The organism is Aquirufa lenticrescens, assembly GCF_019916085.1.
Taxonomy (GTDB): Bacteria; Bacteroidota; Bacteroidia; order Cytophagales; family Spirosomataceae; genus Aquirufa; species Aquirufa lenticrescens.
In genome coordinates this window covers 581,754-602,818 of sequence record NZ_CP049834.1, presented here as the reverse complement: position 1 = coordinate 602,818, position 21,065 = coordinate 581,754, and the positions used below count along the sequence as shown (strand labels likewise).

17 protein-coding genes and 1 tRNA gene are annotated in these 21,065 nt (G+C 43.6%); 6 read left to right on the top strand and 12 right to left on the bottom strand.

Features of this window, described 5'->3' with window-relative positions; all coding sequences use genetic code 11:
• Positions 1-306 precede the first annotated feature (306 nt).
• From G9X62_RS02800 to G9X62_RS02780, 5 genes are read right to left on the bottom strand one after another with little or no spacing between them, the layout of a single operon-like run.
• Positions 307-768 carry a cupin domain-containing protein gene (locus G9X62_RS02800; protein ID WP_223131292.1) on the bottom strand — a complete coding sequence of 154 codons (462 nt, stop codon included), beginning with the start codon at positions 766-768 and terminating at the stop codon, positions 307-309.
• A 7-nt stretch (positions 769-775) separates the two neighbouring features.
• The gene (locus tag G9X62_RS02795) at positions 776-3,016 is read right to left on the bottom strand and encodes a xanthine dehydrogenase family protein molybdopterin-binding subunit (protein WP_223131291.1); all 2,241 of its coding nucleotides are present in this window, start codon (positions 3,014-3,016) and stop codon (positions 776-778) included.
• Positions 3,016-3,471 carry a (2Fe-2S)-binding protein gene (locus G9X62_RS02790; RefSeq protein WP_315857635.1) on the bottom strand — a complete coding sequence of 152 codons (456 nt, stop codon included), beginning with the start codon at positions 3,469-3,471 and terminating at the stop codon, positions 3,016-3,018. The genes G9X62_RS02795 and G9X62_RS02790 overlap by 1 nt, the downstream gene beginning before the upstream one ends.
• Before the next feature lie 49 nt (positions 3,472-3,520).
• Positions 3,521-3,970 carry a nuclear transport factor 2 family protein gene (locus G9X62_RS02785; protein ID WP_223131289.1) on the bottom strand — a complete coding sequence of 150 codons (450 nt, stop codon included), beginning with the start codon at positions 3,968-3,970 and terminating at the stop codon, positions 3,521-3,523.
• Positions 3,971-3,975: 5 nt separating this feature from the next.
• Entirely contained in the window at positions 3,976-4,425 is a 450-nt protein-coding gene (locus G9X62_RS02780; RefSeq protein ID WP_223131288.1) for a nuclear transport factor 2 family protein, read from the bottom strand.
• A 150-nt stretch (positions 4,426-4,575) separates the two neighbouring features.
• Here G9X62_RS02780 and G9X62_RS02775 point away from each other — a divergent pair, with 150 nt between their 5' ends.
• Positions 4,576-5,487, top strand: a complete 912-nt coding sequence (locus G9X62_RS02775) for a helix-turn-helix domain-containing protein (protein ID WP_223131287.1) — start codon at positions 4,576-4,578, stop codon at positions 5,485-5,487.
• 568 nt (positions 5,488-6,055) lie between these two features.
• Here the strand turns inward: G9X62_RS02775 and G9X62_RS02770 are convergent.
• Positions 6,056-6,132: transfer RNA gene (locus tag G9X62_RS02770), tRNA-Asp, on the bottom strand.
• 75 nt (positions 6,133-6,207) lie between these two features.
• Between G9X62_RS02770 and G9X62_RS02765 the strand changes: the two genes are divergently transcribed.
• The 3 genes from G9X62_RS02765 to G9X62_RS02755 are packed head-to-tail and all read left to right on the top strand — an operon-like array spanning position 6,208 to position 9,255.
• Positions 6,208-6,735, top strand: a complete 528-nt coding sequence (locus G9X62_RS02765; protein ID WP_223131286.1) for a DinB family protein — start codon at positions 6,208-6,210, stop codon at positions 6,733-6,735.
• A gap of 8 nt (positions 6,736-6,743) precedes the next feature.
• Complete coding sequence (gene dapF, locus G9X62_RS02760) at positions 6,744-7,517, top strand: diaminopimelate epimerase (RefSeq protein WP_223131285.1); 774 nt, start codon at positions 6,744-6,746, stop codon at positions 7,515-7,517.
• A 1-nt stretch (position 7,518) separates the two neighbouring features.
• Positions 7,519-9,255, top strand: a complete 1,737-nt coding sequence (locus G9X62_RS02755; RefSeq protein WP_223131284.1) for a phospho-sugar mutase — start codon at positions 7,519-7,521, stop codon at positions 9,253-9,255.
• A 106-nt stretch (positions 9,256-9,361) separates the two neighbouring features.
• On the opposite strand, the gene G9X62_RS02750 is transcribed toward G9X62_RS02755, so the two are convergent.
• The 4 genes from G9X62_RS02750 to G9X62_RS02735 all read right to left on the bottom strand — a co-directional run bounded on the left by G9X62_RS02750 (position 9,362) and on the right by G9X62_RS02735 (position 16,071).
• Complete coding sequence (locus G9X62_RS02750; RefSeq protein WP_130895092.1) at positions 9,362-10,954, bottom strand: peptide chain release factor 3; 1,593 nt, start codon at positions 10,952-10,954, stop codon at positions 9,362-9,364.
• 111 nt (positions 10,955-11,065) lie between these two features.
• Complete coding sequence (locus G9X62_RS02745) at positions 11,066-12,514, bottom strand: amino acid permease (protein ID WP_223131283.1); 1,449 nt, start codon at positions 12,512-12,514, stop codon at positions 11,066-11,068.
• Positions 12,515-12,579: 65 nt separating this feature from the next.
• A complete protein-coding gene (gene secDF / locus G9X62_RS02740; protein WP_223131282.1) occupies positions 12,580-15,513 on the bottom strand; it encodes a protein translocase subunit SecDF in 2,934 nt (977 codons plus the stop codon).
• A gap of 144 nt (positions 15,514-15,657) precedes the next feature.
• Positions 15,658-16,071 carry a hypothetical protein gene (locus G9X62_RS02735; protein ID WP_223131281.1) on the bottom strand — a complete coding sequence of 138 codons (414 nt, stop codon included), beginning with the start codon at positions 16,069-16,071 and terminating at the stop codon, positions 15,658-15,660.
• On the opposite strand from G9X62_RS02735, the gene nadC reads away from it, so the two are divergent.
• Both nadC and nadA read left to right on the top strand, forming a co-directional pair.
• Positions 16,070-16,924 carry a carboxylating nicotinate-nucleotide diphosphorylase gene (gene nadC, locus G9X62_RS02730; protein WP_223131280.1) on the top strand — a complete coding sequence of 285 codons (855 nt, stop codon included), beginning with the start codon at positions 16,070-16,072 and terminating at the stop codon, positions 16,922-16,924. The two genes, G9X62_RS02735 and nadC, sit on opposite strands and share 2 nt — an antisense overlap.
• Positions 16,921-17,907: a quinolinate synthase NadA gene (nadA, locus tag G9X62_RS02725; RefSeq protein WP_223131279.1), complete on the top strand. Its 987-nt coding sequence runs from the start codon at positions 16,921-16,923 to the stop codon at positions 17,905-17,907. The genes nadC and nadA overlap by 4 nt, the downstream gene beginning before the upstream one ends.
• On the opposite strand, the gene G9X62_RS02720 is transcribed toward nadA, so the two are convergent.
• Together G9X62_RS02720 and G9X62_RS02715 are read right to left on the bottom strand one after the other, a co-directional pair.
• Complete coding sequence (locus G9X62_RS02720; protein WP_223131278.1) at positions 17,904-18,377, bottom strand: RidA family protein; 474 nt, start codon at positions 18,375-18,377, stop codon at positions 17,904-17,906. The genes nadA and G9X62_RS02720 overlap by 4 nt on opposite strands.
• Positions 18,364-21,006: an MGH1-like glycoside hydrolase domain-containing protein gene (locus G9X62_RS02715; protein WP_223131277.1), complete on the bottom strand. Its 2,643-nt coding sequence runs from the start codon at positions 21,004-21,006 to the stop codon at positions 18,364-18,366. The genes G9X62_RS02720 and G9X62_RS02715 overlap by 14 nt, the downstream gene beginning before the upstream one ends.
• Between the last annotated feature and the right edge of the window lie 59 nt (positions 21,007-21,065).

The window sequence follows — 21,065 nt, the reverse complement described above, 5'->3', positions numbered from 1 at the left end:
TCTTTGAAGCTTTTTTCTTAGTTGGCGGTCCGGACGGTGGGAATGAAACAAATCTGACTGAACTCAAAACGGACAAAAACGTCAAAATATAATAGTACAGGTATTATATTGGATAATCTAATTGTATCGAAATTGTATCAAATCAGGTCGTTCTGCTTCGGTTTTAGCACCACCCCTATACTTCCAAAAAATATAAGTCCATTCTGGTTGATTAGGTTTTAAAAGAATTAATCACCCTTTTAATTGTAAGAAGTTTATTACCTCTTTTTGATTACTGCTCCTCTTAATAAGTGATATGTTCAACCATTATTTTTCGTACAACTCTTCCTCTATAACAGGATTCAGCCACACAGTAGATTCTTTTTTTGAAATACCATTCATCATGACACCTTGAATAAATTGTTTATTTAAAGAACCATGAGAATGAATGACACCAGGAAGAATTTCTACTAAATCCCCCTTTTTTAGTTGAATCATTGGCTTACCCTTTTCTTTAAAATATCCTTCTCCATCCACTCCAAAAATAATTTGTTTGCCAGTATGTTTATGCCAATTGCTTCGAGCTTTAGGTTCAAATAAAACCCTAGAAGCAAGGAAGTCACTTTCCGAATCGTTAATGAAATATTCTACCCAAACATCGCCAAAGAACCTTTCAGAGGGACCTTTTGACCAATTACCTTGCAAAGGTTTTTCTGAACTTTGAGCGGTAGTTTGAAATGATACTAAAATTGAAATCACCAAATGAATTATAATAACGACATTTTTCATATATCATCTAACCATTTAAATGTGGCTGAAAAGGTTGTTGGTAAAAACGTTTCCCCGTCGCCTTATAAAGTGCATTCGCCATCGCACCAAAAATCGGTGGGAACGGCGGCTCGCCTAATCCCGTCGGGTCAATCTCATTCTTCACAAAATGCACATCGATTTTCTTCGGTGCCTCATTGTGACGAATCATGCGGTAGGTGTCAAAATTGCGTTGATCGGTGCGACCGTCTGTTAAAGTTAACTGACCAAACAAGGCATTTCCAATCCCGTCAATCGCCGCACCCTCGGCCATGTTTTTCGCTCCTTCCGGATTCACGACCACACCGCAATCCAAAGCTGTCGTTACTTGGTCAACCGTCACTTGGTCGCCTTTTACCTGTAAATCGATAACCTGTGCCGCATAGGAATTGTGGCAGAAATACGCCGAAACCCCGCGCTTTTTACCTGCGTTTTCCGGTTTTCCCCAGCCCGATTTTTCGCGCACTAATTCCAACACACCCATGTAGCGGCTCGCGTCGTAATCGTTGGTTTTGCCTACCGGGTTATCTTTAGCCCGCTGCAATAATTCCAAACGGAACGCAATCGGATCCTTGCCCATGTACTCTGAAATCTCATCCAAGAACGACTGTTCCGCCGCGGCGTTAAAATTCGAACGAGGGGCACGGAAAGCGCCGATCGTAATGTTCGATGGAATCACAAAACTCTCCGCTAGGTAATTATCAATCGCTCCTGCCGGAAAACGATTCGCATGTAAAGGGGATTCAGGAACGCCTCCACCTTTGGCATGAAAAGCAATCAGCTTCTTGTTTTCATCGAAAGCTGCGCGGTAGGTCAACTGGTAGGACGGACGGTAAATACCCGCACTCACATCATCCTCCCGCGAGTAAATTAATTTAACGGGTGCATTCGCTTGCTTAGAAATCAAGGCCGCCTCGATCATATAGTGGCCATACGCACGACGACCGAAACCGCCGCCCATCCGTACTAATTCAATCGATATATTTTCTTTTGGGATACCTAAACGAGCCACGATAGAGGGCATAATCCAATCTGGGATTTGGATAGGTGCAACAAACCTAACTTTATCGCCCACATAATGTGCAAACGTGTTCGTAGGTTCCATGATATTATGTGCCAAAAACGGTGCGGTATAAGTTCGCTCAATCACGTGTTTCGCCTCCGCAAAAGCCTTTTCTGGATCCCCGTCTTTTCGCTCGACGACACCTGGCTTTTTGCTCATTTCAAGCATTTGAGCATAATGTTTTGTCGTACTTTCTAGTCCGGATGGCACCGTCGTTTCGCGGTTATTCACGCCCATCTCCTTTCTTTCTGGCGCCACTTCCCACACGGCTTTGATTTTCTTACGTGCGTTCATCACATCCCAAGTAGACTTGCCCACGACGGCAATCACCTCATTGAATGAACGCGTATCAAAACCGGCAAATTTGTGATCATCATTAAAGACTTTGATCGGGAAAATATCCACGATTCCCGGCATCTTCTTCGCTGAGGTTGCATCGAAGGATTTTAATCGCATACCAAAAGCCGGAGGACGTTCGGTCATCGCAATTAACATCCCCGCCTCGCGGTAGTCCATCCCGAACAAGGGTTTTCCTTGTGCAATTTTAGGTGCAACCACATTTTTTTGTGGGGTACCAATTAAGCGGAACGATTGATTTCCTTTCAAGACGATATCTTTCGGGACCGGTAATTTCGCAGCTGCCGCCGCAAAAGTCCCGTAGGTTTCTGACTTCCCACTGAACGCGTGCGTGATCATTCCGTTCGCCGTGGTCAATTCCGAAACAGGTAAATTCCAAGCCTGGCTTGCCGCCGTCAAAATCATCTGACGCGCTGCCGAACCCACCGTCCTTAATTGCTTCCAAGCCATGCGAATGCCTTGACTCCCGCCGGTAAACTGACGCGGGAAAGCTTTGGGATCGTAATTCCCTTGTTCCACCTCCACTTGTTTCCAATCCACATCTAATTCCTCTGCGATTAACATCGGTAAGGAGGTCATCACGTTTTGGCCAAACTCCGGATTAGGAGAGAATATTTTGATCGAATTATCTGTCGCAATTTTGATGAAACTAGTCACCTCTTGCCATACGGGTTCGATATTTAATTCCGCTAAGCTGTCTTCTGGTTTCGCACTTGCGAACCAAGAAATACCTAACATCATGCCTCCCCCGGAGAGCGACGTTACTTTCAAGAACGAGCGTCTGCTGTAAGTTGAGTCTGTCTTTTTCATCATTTCGAAGCGGCTTGTTGAATGGCTTTTTTGATACGCGTATAGGTTCCACAACGGCAAATATTGCCCGTCATGAAGTTTTCAATATCTTCTTCCGTTGGATTAGGTGTGTTTTTCAAGAGAGCCGCGGCGCTCATGATTTGGCCAGACTGACAATAACCGCATTGCGCGACGTCCACATCCACCCACGCTTTTTGAACGGGGTGATCGCCTTTCGCTGACAAACCTTCGATAGTGGTAATTTCCATACCCGCTAAAGCTGAAATGGGCAATTGGCAGGAGCGAACAGCGTCGCCATTTAAGTGTACTGTGCAAGCGCCGCAAGAGCCGACACCACAACCGTATTTCGTACCTTCCATGCCTAGGATGTCACGTAGCACCCACAAAAGGGGCATATTTTCATCCGCCTCTACCTGGTGGACTTTCTTGTTAATCTTAACGGAATATTTCTTGATCATAGTCGTGGTGAATTAGCAGGTTTGTGGTAAAGATATTCAATTAATCTTAGTGTTTAATCTGGTGCGTATCACGCACGCTACTAAATGTCAATGCGAGCATCTTCCAATCGTTCTCTTGCTTCTGGTAGACTTCGGTCACCGTAAACTCCGTAACCGCCACTTGTTCCCGGACGATAGCATCTAATGTAATGCGATTCCAAACGATCGCTGTATTCCCTACAATCTCTATCGCGGTATCTTTCACTGTCGCTTTTTTATACCAAATGCGCCCCGTTTTAATGATGTCCAATTCTTCGTCTTTCTTCCATGTTCCGCTCATGTGAACGAATTTGGCTTTAGCATCGAACAGTTTTTCTAGTTTATCGACGTCCTTGTCTGACATCCATTGCCACTTGTCCATCGACAATTGGATCAATTCTTTTTCTGCAGCAGTCTGCGCAAAGGAAGATGAAATAGAAACGAGCAAGATGCTCAATAAAAATACTAACTTTTTCATGTGTTTTATTGTTTTAATTTAACCGGTCGAGATAAATGAGAAAATGTTAATTGGGCCATTTTCCATGTATTATTATCCAATACATATACTTCAGTTACCATAAATGGATTCGTAACCACGTTGCCACCTACCTGCGCGACTAAATCGATATCGCTTAATAAAATGGCGGTATTCCGGTAGAATTTCACATTAGTAGAATAGACCTCTGCTTGTTTATACCAAATAAAACCGGCTTTGATGATATCAACTTCGCGCGCTTTCCCCCAAGTTCCTCCCATGTGCACAAACTCGCACTTTTCATCAAACAAATCCGCCAACTTATCGGCATCTTTGTTGGCCATCCACTGCCACTTATCTTTCGATAATTGTTTGATCGTTTCGTCCGAATTTGTTTGCGCGAAAGCGCTTTTGAGTGTCAAGAGCATAATACTCAAGAATAATGCGAATGATTTCATAGATTTATTGTTTAAGCTACAAATTTCAAACTTCCTTCGCACAACCAAGTAGATAAATTCCGGGATTTTCTACCATTTTTACTTATTTAGAATTTAGGCCATTTGCATCTATTCGATAAGTGGTAAATTCGTTTTCAAATCTTACGGCCCATGGAACTGAACTACCCAGTCAATAGTATTGATAAATACAATGCAGATAATAATCATAAAACGTTACATCCGTTAGTGTCTGTTGTTGATTTTTCCAAAGCAGACCTGCGTAATTGGGGCGATGCTGATACTATTAGACTTCAATATGGCCTTTATAGCATCTTACTAAAGGATGTAAATTGTGGTGATCTACGTTATGGTAAACATACCTATGACTACCAAGCGGGAACATTAGTCTTTTTTGCACCTGGCCAAGTCGTGGAAATCGAGAATACGAAAATTCCTTATCAACCAATGGGCTTCGGTTTAGTTTTTCATCCTGACTTATTAATCGGAACTAGCCTGGCCAAAAGTATTTCACAATTCAAATTCTTCCATTACGAAACTCACGAGGCATTACACTTATCAGACGATGAGCGCCAAATGATGGTCGATTCTTTCGCTAAAATCGCTTATGAACTTAAACAACCCATTGACAAGCATAGCAAGAAATTAATTGTTTCTACTATCGAATTGTTTTTGGGTTATTGCCAAAGGTTCTACGACCGTCAATTCATCACGCGGGAACATGTGAACAAGGGCATTTTAGAACGCTTTGAAACCTTATTGAACAACTATTTTGAATCCGATCAGGCGCAAGTTTACGGCATTCCATCCGTTAGTTATTTCGCGAATGAGCTGCATTTATCGGCCAATTATTTTGGGGATTTAATCAAAAAAGAAACCGGTTTAACGGCGAAGGATTACATCCAAAACAAGACCATCGACGTGGCGAAAAACCGCGTATTCGAATCGGATAAAACGATCAATGAAATTGCGTTTGAAATGGGCTTCAAATATCCACAACATTTCACGCGCCTGTTCAAACAACGCGTGGGTCAAACGCCCAATGAGTTTAGGTCATTGAATTAATTCTTAATACCTCATTTTACATTCTCCAATAAGGGATTCTGCTTTGATAACTACAGTTTAATGAGAAATTCAAATTAGGAAACCATATTCACAGCAATTGTTAAATCGAGTGGGTAAATAGTTTATACTATATTAAATAAACTATCTTATAACTACCTTCATTCTCAAATTCCAGCATTCAATTATGAAACATACCTAATATCGAGATAAGATACATTAGGTCTTTCGGTGATCTTTCAATAATTCTATTTTCATTGGGGTCAAGATGAAAATATTCTTGCAGCCTAAACATCATACCATTGACGTAAATTAGAGTTATGATTTACATCGTTTTATTTTAAATGAAGTTCGATCTTTGGCAGTTCCAAACAAGGGTATCAAATTAGCTCTATGTTAATCAAATGATGTTTGTTTGTGTTAGTGGTGATAGGTTTGATAGAGTTATCAAATCTATTAACTTCTACATTATTTTATACTTCTAGTGATTTTGTTGAAATCCCTTTTGTCGCACCCCATTTAGCACCGGGCATAAAAAAAGTCCCTGAAAATCAGAGACTTAAATTAAAGTTGGCGGTCCGGACGGGACTCGAACCCGCGACCCCATGCGTGACAGGCATGTATTCTAACCAACTGAACTACCGGACCGTCTTGTAATTGGTGGCACAAAATTAGGGAAATTCTCCTTTGAAACAATACCTTTGGGTAAAAAAATAAGAAAATATGCATTTACCTGCTAGCTACGAATACCCGAATGCGCCGTATTTCGCTGAATATCTGAACTTTGAGGCGGAAGAAAATTTATTTGAAGTATTGAAAAATCAGTCTGCTGAAATTTTACACATTTTTGAAAAGTTGCAGAAAGGCCAAGCAGAATATGCTTATGAGGCAGGAAAGTGGAGCCTAAAAGGCTTATTAGGGCATATCATCGATTCGGAGCGCATCTTTTCGTACCGCGTTTTATCTATTTCCAGAGGAGAAAAAACGGCCTTACCCGGATTTGACGAAAACGAATACCAGGCGGCATCGGAATACGAAACACAGGACGCGGCAGATATCATCGCGCAATACAAAGCAACGAGAGAAGCGACCACCTTACTTTTGCGTTCCTTTTCAACCAAGCATTGGAACCAAATGGGACAGGCGAATGGGAAGTCGATTAGTGCACGAGCTTTGGCCTGGATGATTGCTGGTCATGAAAAACACCACCTTAGGATAATTAAGGAGCGATATTTGAGCCAAATTTCTTAAATTGCCCTATGCATTTTTACAAATACCAAGGAACTGGAAATGATTTTGTAGTGGTCGATGACCGCGCAAAGACTTTTGGCCTGAATCAAGAGGCGATTGCATTGCTATGCCACCGCCGTTTTGGGATAGGGGCTGATGGCTTTATGCTTTTGCAAGAGGCTGAGGGCTATGATTTCCGAATGGTGTATTATAATTCCGATGGAACCGAAGGAACGATGTGTGGAAATGGCGGGCGCTGTTTAGTTCGCTTTGCGGCGGATTTAGGCATCGTGACAGAGAAAGCACACTTTATCGCGGTAGATGGTCCGCATTGGGCCTATATTAACCCTGAAACCATCTCCTTGCAAATGATGGATGTTCCGGGTATTGAGCAGCACAATGATGACTATTTTACGAATACGGGATCGCCTCATTTCGTGCGTTTTACGAATCAGGTGCAGTTTTATGACGTCAAAAACACCGGCGCAGCGATCCGCTATTCCGAGGCATATCAGCCTATTAATGGCACGAATGCAAACTTCGTTGAAAAATTAGATGACCAAACCCTCTTTGTTCGCACCTATGAACGCGGCGTGGAAGACGAAACGTATTCATGTGGTACGGGTGTAACGGCAGCGGCTTTAGTGGCCAAAACGTTTAAAAACGTACAAACTCCTATTAAAATCAAAACCCTAGGTGGTGAATTAGCGGTCAATTTCGACGGCGATGCCATTACCGGATTTACCAATATTTTCTTGATCGGCCCAGCGAAACAAGTGTTCACTGGCACAATTTCCGCATAATATGACTTTAGATTCGACCACGCAACAAACGATTGACCAATGGCTTTCAGGCCCATACGACGCTGAAACCAAGGCAACTATCCAAGACTTAATCGCGAAAGGCGACCAGACGACGTTGACGGACTCGTTTTATAAATCCCTGGAATTTGGGACGGGTGGAATGCGCGGCGAGATGGGTGTAGGCTCGAATCGCATGAACAAATACACAGTAGGCGCTGCCACACAAGGCTTTGCAAACTACTTGAATGCCTCATTTCCAGGCCAAAAAATCAAAGTTGCCATCGCGCACGATTCCCGCAACAATTCACCTGAATTCACGCGTATCGCAGCGGACATATTTACCGCAAACGGCATCGAAGTCTACCTATTCCCAGCTTTGCGTCCTACGCCACAACTTTCTTTCACGGTGCGCCATTTAGGCTGCCAAGCAGGATTAGTAATCACGGCGTCGCACAACCCAAAAGAATACAACGGCTACAAGGCCTATTGGTCTGATGGATCTCAGGTAGTTGCTCCACACGACAAGAACATCGTGAAAGAGGTAAACGCCATCACGAGTATTGCGGACATTAAATTCGAAGGAAACGATGCCTTGTTGCACCTGTTAGATGGAGCTATCGACGAGGCATACTTACAAACTATTTTAGTTAACTGCCGCCAGCCGGAAGTGATTAAGCGCCAAAAGGACCTTAAAATCGTCTTCTCCCCTATTCACGGAACGGGGATTACCTTAGTACCGCCTGCTTTGGCCCTCTTAGGATTCGAAGCAGTGACGATTGTAGAAGAGCAAGCCATTCCAAACGGAAATTTCCCTACGGTGATTTACCCGAATCCGGAGGAGAAGGAAGCCTTAACTTTGGCATTAAATAAGGCCAAAGAAATCGATGCCGACCTCGTCATCGCCACAGACCCCGACGCAGACCGCGTGGGAGCCGCTGTGAAAAGCCCAGACGGCGAATGGGCCCTGTTAAACGGGAATCAAATGGCCAGCCTAATCCTGTACTACTTATTAAAAGTATCGGATTTAAAGGGCAACGAGTTCGCCGCGAAAACCATCGTAACGACCGATTTGATCGACAAAATGTGCGCTTCTAAAGGCGTGCCTTGCTATAACACCTTAACGGGCTTCAAATACATCGCCCAAGTAATCCGCGAACTAGAAGGAAAAGAAAAGTTCCTAGGCGGAGGAGAAGAGTCTTACGGCTATTTAATTGGCGATGCAGTGCGCGATAAGGACGCGGTGGCCTCTTGCGCGATGATCGCAGAACTAACGGCTTACGCGAAAGATCAAGGCAAATCGCTCTTCGACTTCCTAGCCGAAATGTACGTAGAAAACAATTTCTACTACGAGGGTCTAATTTCATTGACCAAAAAAGGAAAAGCCGGCGCCGAGGAGATCAAACAAATGATGATCAACTTGCGCTCGAACGTCCCAGCTACCGTAGCAGGTTCGAAACCAGTTCGCGTTTTAGATTATGAGGGATTAGTTTCTACCGACTTATTAACGGGCGAAAAAACGCCTATCAAAGTAGGTTTAGGCATCGAGGCTTCCAACGTGATTCAATTAATCCTGGCTGACGGATCGAAGGTATCCGCGCGTCCATCAGGAACCGAGCCTAAAATTAAGTTCTATGTTTCTGTAAACGCTCCTTTATCTTCTGCGGCAGACTTCTTTACCGTGTATGCAGAATTGCAGAAGAAGGTGGGGGTGATTCAGGGGGATTTAGGTTTGGTGTAGATAAGAGATTATAGATTAGAGAGAAGAGATAGAGAACTATTATCTATACTCTCTACTATCTCTACTCTATTAGCATAAAAAAAGGCCTCTGTTTAGAGGCCTTTTTTTATGCTAACTTAAACTCACTCGTAAAGTGGAATTCAATCTCCGGATTGTTCGTCTGGTTCATACGCAGAATCCAATCTGATTCGGCTAAGAAGACGTAGTTGCCGTCTTTATCTTGGGCGATGTTTTGGCCCTTTAAGCGAACGAATTCTTGAAGCTTTTTAGGATCTTCTGAAGTGATCCAGCAGGCTTTGGTCACGGACATGCCGTCGAAGCGACACTTCGCGCCGTATTCGTGCTCAAGACGGTATTGGATTACTTCGTATTGAAGTTCACCTACCGTTCCTACGATTTTGCGATTTCCTAATTGGGGTTGCAAGAATAATTGGGCTACCCCTTCGTCTGTTAATTGGTCGATCCCTTTTTCGAGCTGTTTGGCCTTCATCGGATCAAGGTTAATTAACTCCTTAAAGATTTCTGGAGAGAAAGAGGGAATGCCTTGGTAGTTCAATACTTCGCCTTCGGTGAGTGTATCACCGATTTTGAAGTTACCTGTATCATAAAGACCTACTACGTCGCCTGGAAAACCTTCTTCGATGACCTCTTTATCTTGGGCCATAAAGTTGTAGGGGTTCGCGAAACGAACGTTCTTCTTTAAGCGAATGTGTTGGTAAAAAGTGTTGCGTTTGAAAGTACCGGAACAGATGCGTAAGAAAGCGATTCTGTCGCGGTGTTTCGGGTCTAAGTTTGCGTGGATTTTGAAGATAAATCCAGTGAATTTCTTTTCCTCTGGTTCCACCGTACGTACATCCGTTCCACGCGCTTGCGTAGAAGGTGCGATGCGGGTAAACGTATCTAAAAGTTCTTGAACGCCGAAGTTATTCACAGCAGAGCCAAAAAAAACAGGGGCGATATCACCAGACAAATAATCGTTGCGGTCAAAGGGTTCGTAAACGCCGTCGATCAGCTCGACATCTTCGCGCAATTGATTCGCGTCACGTTCTCCCACGCGGGTATCTAATTCAGCAGAGTCGATGTCCACAGCAACGACTTCTTTTTCAATTTTGGTCTTATTCGCTGAAAACAAATTCAGCGATTTTTCCATGAGGTTATATACGCCTTTGAAGTTTTGGCCCATATTAATCGGCCAAGTTAATGGGCGCACCGAGATGCCTAATTTTTGTTCTAATTCGTCCAAAAGATCAAACGGGTTTTGGCCTTCTCGGTCCATCTTATTAATGAAGATGATCACGGGAGTCTTGCGCATGCGGCAAACCTCCATTAGACGCTCCGTTTGCTCCTCTACCCCCTTCACACAGTCGATCACCAAAATCACCGAATCCACCGCCGTTAAGGTACGGTAGGTGTCTTCTGCAAAGTCCTTGTGACCCGGTGTATCCAGGATATTGATTTTTAATTGATTGTACTCGAAGGTCATCACGGATGTCGCGACCGAGATCCCACGCTGACGCTCGATCTCCATAAAGTCAGACGTAGCGCCTTTCTTAATCTTGTTCGATTTTACGGCACCAGCTGTTTGGATTGCTCCCCCAAAGAGAAGCAATTTCTCCGTCAATGTGGTTTTACCAGCATCGGGGTGAGAAATAATCCCAAAGGTTCTGCGTTTCGCAATTTCAGTTACAATCTGACTCATTCGTTCTTTATTAAAAAATCAAGGTGCAAAAATACGCCAAAAATGGGGGAATTAAAAGGGCAAAAAAAAGCCGGGGCTTTCGCCCCGGCTCTCCTAAAAGTAATATTAGAATTACTCTCTCGTATTCAAGTGAGACTTTGGTCTACCATATAAGAAGTACACCACTAATCCGAACAATAACCAAGCTAACGCAAATATCTGCGCTGTACGGCCTAAGTTCAAGATTAAGAAGGTGTTCACTAAGATACCTAATGGAGCAATGATATTTAAGCCTGACACTTTGAATGGACGGTCACGGTTTGGATCTCTAAAACGAAGAATCCATACCGCTAAACATACCATAGTGAAGGCAAATAAAGTACCGAAACTAGTCATATCACCCAATAAAGAAATTGGAGTGAAACCAGCTACCACGGAAACTACTGCACCTACTAAAATCGTTGACTTGTAAGGTGTTTTAAAGGTAGGGTGAACTTCTGCGAAGAATTTTGGCAATAAACCGTCTTTCGCCATGCCTAAGAACACACGTGTTTGACCTAACATCATCACTAGCATTACCGATAACAATCCAGCTGTTGCCGCTGCAGTAATAATAAATACCGCCCAAGGTTGTCCCGCTTTATCAAAAGCAAAGGCAACTGGTGCTTTTAACGCATCACCCGTAATGTCATTGTAATTGATCATACCTGTTAATACTAACGAAACCGCGATATATAATACGGTACAAATCAATAAAGACGCGATGATCGCGAAAGGCATATCTTTCTTCGGATTAATCGCCTCCCCTGCTTGCGTAGATACGGCATCAAAACCGATATACGCAAAGAAGATGGCTGATGCACCCGAGATAATACCACCCCAGCCATAAGCTGGAAGCATCTCGCCACTTTCGTGTTTCACTAAAGTCTCTTCTGGGATAAATGGAGTCCAGTTCGCTACATCGATGTAGAAAGCCCCCATAATGATTACAAATAGAATTACTGCCACTTTCAAGACAACGATTAAGTTGTTTGCGCTAGCTGCTTCTTTAATCCCTTTGACTAATATCCAAGTCACAAACCACACAATCACTAGTGCTGGCAAATTCACCGCAGCTCCACCAAAAGTCACCGGGTCATTCGTTAAATTTGCTGGTAAATGTAGACCAAAGAGATGGAGGAGCTTATTAAAGTATCCGGACCAACTCACGGCGACCGTCATGGCACCCATCGCATATTCGAGGATCAATCCCCAACCAATAATCCAAGCAAATAATTCACCTACCGTTCCGTAAGCATACGCATAAGCGCTACCTTCTACAGGTAACATCGCCGCAAATTCTGCATAGCAAAGAGCTGCAAAAATACAGCCAATACCAGCGATAACAAATGAGATAGCTAAAGCAGGACCCGCGTGATAGTGAGCGGCTGTACCTGTTAAAACGAAAACACCACCACCGATAATCGCACCGATACCGATAGCCGTTAAACTCCATTTTCCTAGTACACGCTTGAGCTCGCTTTTTTGCATGTCTTGCTCAAACATGTGCATTGGTTTTTTTCTCCAAATACTGTTATTCATAATTCTAGTTTTTAGGATGAAATAAAAAAATGCTGGTCACCCTCTCGAGCAACCAGCAGAACAAACTATTTCTTTTCTTTCTTCGAAGTTCCGAAGTCAATCACAATTGGCGCCGCTACGAAGATAGATGAATAAGCACCAAACACAACCCCGATAAACATCGCGAAAGAGAAACCTCTTAACACGTCACCACCGAAGATTAATAACACCGTTACTACTAAGAATACCGTAGTCGCAGTCATAACCGTACGAGACATCGTGTGGTTAATTGATTCGTTGATCGTTTTGATCATTAACGCCTTGTTTCCTAGATCAGCATCTAAACCGATTTCCTCACGGATACGGTCAAATACTACCACGGTATCGTTAATCGAATAACCAATCACCGTTAATACCGCCGCGATAAATACTTGATCTACCTCTAATTCGAAACCGAATAAACGAACGATACCTACCATACCTAATACCACTAAGGTATCGTGAACTAAGGCAACAATACCACCTAATGAATATTGCCATTTACGGAAACGGATCAAGATATAGATAAAGATCGCAATCAAGGCATAGAAAATCGATACGAATGATTGTGTCAAAATATCATCGGCAACCGTTGCTCCTACTTTAGACTCTGATTGAATCTTAGGACCTTGAGCTGAGAATTCTTTCAACCCCGTTTCTAACGCTGTACGAACCGTATTATTCGCCGTAATCGACTCATCTTCCACTAAGTAAGACGTCGTAACTTTTAATTTCGTAGGACCATTGAACGTTTTCACTTCCACTCCTTTTCCACCGAAATCATCCGATAAAGCTTCCTTCACTTTGTCAGTCGGTACTGCTTGATTAAACTCAACCACGTACGAACGACCACCTTTGAAATCCACGCCTAAGTTGAAACCGCCTTGCATGAATAACACGATAGCTCCGATAACGATTAATGACCAAGAGAACCAATATGAATACTTACGCTTCCCGATAAAGTCAAAGTTCATTCCTTTGAAAAGATCACGTGAGATGAATGTTTCGAATGTCATTTCTTTCTCCTTACCTGCTTTGATTGCACGTTTTGCCATCCAATCAATTAAGATGTGAGAAATATATACCGCAGTAAATACAGACGTTACCAGACCGATACAAAGTGTTACCCCGAAACCTTTAACTGAACCTGAACCGAAGATAATCAAGATCACACCGATCAATACTGTCGTGATGTTACCATCCAAAATCGCGCTTAATGCTTTCTCGTAACCTACATTAATCGCATCTAACAAGCCTTTTCCTTTGTGTAATTCCTCGCGGATACGCTCGTTAATCAATACATTCGCATCGACCGCCATACCTAATGTTAACACGATACCTGCGATACCTGGAAGGGTTAACGCTGCTTGGATTTGGACTAAAACACCTGCGATAAAGAAGACGTTAAAGAACAAGGCTAAGTTTGCCATCCAACCTGGTGTACCATAGTAACCAATCATGAACACGATTACTAATAATAGACCTAAGCCCATAGACATATAACCTTGGTTAATCGCCTCAGCCCCTAAAGATGGACCAATAAACGCATCTTCTACAATACGTGTAGGAGCAGGTAATTTACCTGCTTTCAACACGTTCGCTAAATCTTTTGCCTCTTCTACTGTAAAGCTTCCTGAGATCGAAGAACGACCACCTGGAATCTCACCGTTAATAACTGGTGCAGAATATACATAACCATCTAAAACGATCGCGATACGACGTCCAATGTTTGCACCTGTTAAGTTTTTCCAAATACGTGCACCGGTTCCGTTCATCGCCATCGTCACTTCCGCACGACCTGCTTGATCAAAATCTTGTGCTGCATCTGTAATCACATCACCCTCTAACGGAGCTGATTGACCCTCACCTTTTTTCAAAGCCTCTAATGAAAGGATTTCGTCGCCATTCTTCGCTGGAATTCCTTTCGCTGCCCAAGCAAACGTTAAGTTCGCAGGGAACATCGCTTTTACTTCAGCACGAGCGAACAAAGCGTTCACACGAGCCGTATCTTTTACATATACACCGATGTTGTTTCCTAAAGGCAAGAATAATTTTGTTAAAGCTGAACCTGCAGACGTATCTGCTTTTGCTTTTCCTGAATCTTTCGATGCTGGAGCCGCTGCTAATTTGTTTGCCAAAGCATTAGCCGCCGTATCCTTCGTAGCCGGAGCCGCCGCTGGTGCAGCTGCTGCTACTGGAGCCTTCGCTTCTCTGTCTAATAAAGCGCCTAAAGCGTTCAAGCCAGCACCATATTCGTTCAATTCATAACACTCTACGAATTCTAATTTCGCTGCACCTGATAATAATTTACGTGCACGCTCTGGATTCTCCACACCTGGTAATTCTACCTGAATACGGTTCGTACCTGGAAGACGTTGGATGTTCGGGTTAGCTACACCGAATTTATCGATACGCGCTTGAATAATTTTGTAAACGCGATCTACTGCACCGTCGATTTCTGCATCAATCACCTTCTTCACTTGTGAATCAGATGAAGTAGAAGAGATTTTTCCGCGGTTCACTGAATTAGCGAATACAGATGCTAAAGTTTGGTTAGGAGCCGCCTTCGCGAATTCATCGTAGAACAATTCGTTAAACGATTTCGTCGAAGTTGCTTGCGCTGCACCTGCCGCTGCTAATGCTTTCTCGAATGCTGGATCGTTTGACTTACCTGAAAGTGCACGTAAGATTTCTGCTGGAGAAACCTCTAAAACCGCGTGCAAACCTCCTTCTAAGTCAAGACCTTTTTGCAAAGCATACTGAGTCACTTCTTGTAACGTATATCCGATATATACGGGTTGTTTCCAAAGGGAATCAATGAAATGTAAACGCTTCGCCGCATCTACTTTGCCATCTGCTGTCGTAGCATACTTGATAGCTTGTTCTTTTAATTGATTAGACTTCCACGTAAACGATAGGAAGAAAATACATAAGGCTGAAATAATCGTAGACAGCCAAATAATGGCACTTTTGTAACGCATAACTTAAATTGTTAATGGTGAATTATAAATGGTAAATGAATGGTAAATGGTGAGTGGTGAATGGTGCCTCAGAACTGACTACTGTCTACTGGCTACTGGCTACTGATTACTGCCCACTGCCCACTGTCGACTAGCGACGGCTTCTCACGGCGCCAGAGTGGCTATAAATTGGGTAAATAAAATTCGTAAGAATTGCGTGCGATGAGTGAATGCAGGCAATTTAATGGCTTGCATAGAGCGCGCAACAAAGATTTCGGTAGGGCTACTAAAGTTCCAATCTTGTGGAAAATCGAGTTGTAAGTTGGTGGCAGATTGATAGACATTCTGCTCGGCCTTAACAATCGTTTGCTTAGAAGTCTTCTCCGTCTTTACTGCACCTGTCTCTACTGCGAACAGGGAGATAGGCTTAGCCACGAGCCAAAAAAGCACGGGGATAAACAGGATGAGATGGGATATTTTAACCTTCTTTTGCATTGTAGGTAGCAAAAATAGGATATTTTTCTTAGAAATCAATTCTCCGGGTAATTTTCGTAATTTTGGGGCGTAAAATAGACGCATGTTCAACTACAAAGACCCTTCTTACGTACAAGCCTTCATCCAATCAGCCCTTAAGGAAGATGTGGGTGATGGCGATCACACCTCCCTTTCTACGATCCCAGCGGATGCGAAAGGAACTGCGGAACTAAAAGTAAAGGACCGGGGAGTTTTGGCTGGAGTAGAACTTTCTGTCGCTATTTTCAAGGAGGTAGATTCCGCATTACAAGTGAAGTTATTCATTCCGGATGGAACCTGGATCGAACCAGGACAAGTAGTTTTAGAGGTCAGTGGATCCTCCCAATCGATATTGAAAGCGGAGCGTTTAGTATTGAATTGCATGCAACGTATGTCAGGGATTGCGACTTACACACGTTCTTTGGTAAACATTCTTGAGGGAACTAGAGCAAAATTATTAGATACTAGAAAGACAACTCCTAACTTCCGATTAGCAGAAAAATGGGCTTGTCAGATAGGTGGAGCGGTAAATCACCGTTACGGCTTATTTGACATGATCTTGATTAAAGATAATCATGTGGACTTTGCGGGGGGAATTAAGCAAGCTTTGGAAAAAGCGTTTAACTATAATGAGACCTTAGCCAAACCGGTAGATGTGATGATCGAGGTGAGAAACGAGACTGAACTAGACGAGGTTCTTGCCATTGGCGGCGTAAAGCGCATCATGTTAGATAATTTTACGCCTGATCGCCTCCGTGATGCGATTCGCAAGATTAACGGACGTTTCACGACAGAAGCTTCTGGCGGTATCAATGAAAAAACACTCCGCGCCTATGGCGAAACTGGAGTCGATTATATTTCCGTGGGGGCTTTAACCCACCAAGTGAAGAGTTTAGATTTAAGCCTAAAAGCGAAATGAATTTACTAGAAGAAGCAACCTCTGTGGGCTACATTGCCCGTTCTACCCCTAAAGGCGTCGAACTAATCACCGAAATCCAACGCTTAAAGAAGGAGAAAAATGCGGTGATTTTGGCACACTACTACGTAGATGGTGAAATCCAAGAACTAGCGGATTACGTAGGCGACAGCTTAGGTTTATCCCAGGCTGCTGAGAAAACAGAGGCGGATTTAATCGTCTTCTGTGGTGTTCATTTCATGGGTGAAACAGCGAAAATCTTGAATCCCACGAAAAAAGTGGTCGTTCCGGATTTTAACGCAGGTTGTTCCTTAGCGGATTCTGTGCCAGTGGCTGAATTTGCCGCATTGAAAGCGAAGCATCCAAACGCAGTCGTGGTTTCTTATATCAACTGTTCAGCCGATATCAAGGCGATGACGGACATCATTTGTACTTCTTCGAATGCGGTGCAAATCGTGGAATCGATTCCCGCTGATCGCGAAATCATCTTTGCTCCAGACGCAAACTTAGGTCGCTATGTCGCTCACAAGACGGGACGTGAATTGATTCTTTGGGAAGGTGCTTGCATGGTTCACATCGACATTTCATTAGAGAAATTAGCCGTGTTAAAGCAAGAATACCCCGATGCGCTATTGATCGCGCACCCGGAATGCAAGGAAGTGATCTTGAAAGAAGCGGACTATGTAGGATCAACGACGGCACTATTGAAATTCGTAGAAACATCGCCTAATTCCACTTTCATCGTGGCAACAGAGGCAGGAATCTTACACAAGATGAAGCAATCCGTTCCGCACAAGCACTTGATTCCTGCTCCGGCAAACGAACAAAATACCTGCGCGTGCAGCGAATGCCCATATATGAAGATGAATACGCTGGAGAAATTGTATAACGCCTTGTATTACGAGTTGCCTGAAATCAATTTACCCGAAGCAACGCGCGTTCCTGCCTACAAGGCTTTGAAAGCTATGTTGGAGGTTTCCGCTTAATCGTTCAGTTCAAAAACTGCTTCGATTTCTACCGGAATATTATCTGGCAAAGTCCCCATTCCCACTGCGGAACGAACACCTATGCCATTTTCTTCCCCCCACACCTGGGCGAATAATTCGCTACATCCGTTGATGACGTAAGGGTGACGCAAGAAATCCTCCGTCGCGTTGACCATTCCAAGGACTTTAATGACGCGTTTAATGCGATTCAGAGATCCTAATTGTGCTTTTAAGGTGGCCAAAATCGCTAAACCCACCTGACGCGCCGCTAGTTTCCCCTCTTCTATATCCAAGTCTTTTCCGATGCGACCGATGATCAAAGAGCCATCCGTCTGCACCGTGCCATGGCCTGAAACATAGTAAAAATGATCGACATGTAAACCCGGCTTGTATACGCCTAAAGGTTTAGGAGCTGGTGGAAGTGTCAGGCCTAAGGCCGCAAAATTCTCTTCTGGACTAGTTTTTGCCATGTAATTGTCTGATTATTTCGGAGATCAAGCCCGTCCAACCGGTTTGGTGGTTCGCGCCTAATCCTTTGCCCGTATCTCCATCGAAGTATTCGAAGAAGAGGTGTGAATCTTTAAAATGAGGATCTTTGAACTTATCGTATTCACCGTACATCGGTATTTTTCCGTCTTTTCCGGGTACAAACATCGCTAACAAACGCTCAGAAACTCCACGCGCAGCGTCTTTAATATTCATCATTTCACCCGAATTCGTTGGGAATTCTACCTCGTAATCTGACCCATAATAGTCAGAGAATTTAGATAAGGAGTCCAAAATCAAGTAGTTCATAGGGAACCAAATAGGTCCACGCCAGTTCGAATTCCCTCCAAACATATCGCCCGTTGACTCTGCCGGCGTATAATCGACTTGTAGTGTGCCTCCTTCGTAATTGAATTTATAAGGGTTCTCTTTATGGTATTTAGACAAAGAACGAATGCCAAAATCAGATAAGAATTCGGTCTCATCGAACATCCTTTTCATAATCATCTTCATCCGGTGACCACGTAAAATCGAAAGCAAACGTGTCTCCCCTTTTCCGGGTTCGTACCAACGTGAAATCAAGTTCGCTAAGTCTGGACGATTCGCTAAAACCCATTCGACGCGACGTTTGAAAGCTGGTAGTTTCTCCAGCATTTCAGATGTCAAGGTTTCCACGGCAAAAAGTGGAATCAAACCTACCATGGAGCGCACCTTCAATAGTTCAGCCGAACCATCTTCTTTGTGCAACATGTCATAATAGAATTGGTCGTCCTCATCCCAAAGATTTAATTTATCCCCACCGATCGACTGCATCGCCCCGGCAATGTGCAAGAAGTGTTCGAAGAACTTCGAGGCCATATCTTGGTATACCGGATTTTCTAGAGCGATTTCGCAGGCAATACGCAGCATATTTAAGCTATACATCGCCATCCAACCCGTTCCGTCTGCTTGCTCAAGGTGTCCACCGGTCGGTAATTGAGCGGAGCGATCGAACACCCCAATGTTATCCATTCCTAAGAATCCACCACCAAAAATGTTGTTTCCTCCTTCATCTTTCAAGTTCACCCACCAAGTGAAGTTCAATAATAACTTATGGAAAATACGCTCTAAGAAGACCACGTCGCCTTTTCCGCCATTCATTTCCTTGTCGATCTCGTAGACCTTCCAAGTTGCCCAGGCATGTACCGGCGGATTAACGTCAGAGAAGGACCATTCGTAAGCCGGAATTTGACCATTCGGATGCATGTAATATTCGCGGAGGATAACGGCTAGCTGTCTTTTGGCAAAATCAGGATCTAATCTGGCCAAAGGCAAGGTATGGAACGCTAAATCCCAGGCCGCAAACCACGGGTATTCCCATTTATCCGGCATAGACAAAATATTCGCCGCGTACATGTGCCTCCAAGTGCTATTTCGGCCATTTTTTCGACTCGGATCCGGCTTAGGCATGGACGGATCACCTTTAATCCACTCGAATACATTATAGTAATACCATTGCTTCGTCCACAACATTCCGGCATAGGCCTGGCGCTGCAAAGAACGTAAATTATCGTCTTCAATTCCCTTCTGCAATTCTGCATAGAATTGATCCGCATCAATGATTCGGTCTTCAAAAATTTGGTCAAAATCCGCAAATGGTTCGCGCTGCGTCACATTGCTTAGGCGCAAGCGGTAGACTTTCTTACCCCCTGCCGGAATTTTATCCGTGTATTTGACAGAAGCTTTTGTCCCGATATGGTTCGGATTTACCGCATGCTTATTCTTGTTGACGATATATTCGTTAATCCCATCTTTGGTAAAATGCGACAGATTATCTGAGTTATGTAAGCGCTGAAAATTAGTTTCATTGTCGCAGAAAAGGAATTCATCCGCATCTTCTGCATACAATTTAAAACGGCCCACCACGCGGTGATCTACTTCGATAAAGGAATTCCCCACACCCGTTAAAAGTGGTTTGTAATTGTATTTTTCGTAACCCCAGCACCAGGTATTGCGATACCAAATGGTAGGCAAAACTGTGATGGGCGCCGCCACTTTCGAGAGGTTTTCCACGGTTACTTTAATCAAAATATCTTGTTCGTCCGCTTTGGCATATTCGATCGAGATATCGAAGTATTCATTATTGTCAAAAATCCCTGTATCTAAAAGCTCGTACTCCGGCTCTTTCCGGTTACGTTTCTGCGACTCATCGATCAGTTTCTGGTAGGGAAAAGTTTGCTGCGGATACTTGTACAGCATTTTTTGGTAGGAATGTGTAGGCGTCGAATCCTGATAATAATAGAGTTCTTTAACGTCCTCCCCGTGATTCGATTCCGCTCCTGTTAACCCGAAAAAACGTTCTTTTAAAATATGATCTCGGTGATTCCAAAAGGCAAACGCAAAGCAAACATGTTGTTTATTATCTGAAATACCCCCGATTCCCTCTTCACCCCAACGATAGGCCTTCGAGCGGGCCATATCATGCGTAATCGTTCCCCAGGCATTTCCGTGGGCTGAATAATCCTCTCTCACGGTTCCCCACTGACGTTCTGTCAAATAAGGACCCCATTTCTTCCAACCTTTATTGTCGTTTCGTAATTGTAATCGTGCGCGCTCCGCTCCCAATCCTGACATAGTAAATCTTTAATGTATAAATTCGTAACTTAGGTATAAATGCAAAGACCAATTTACGT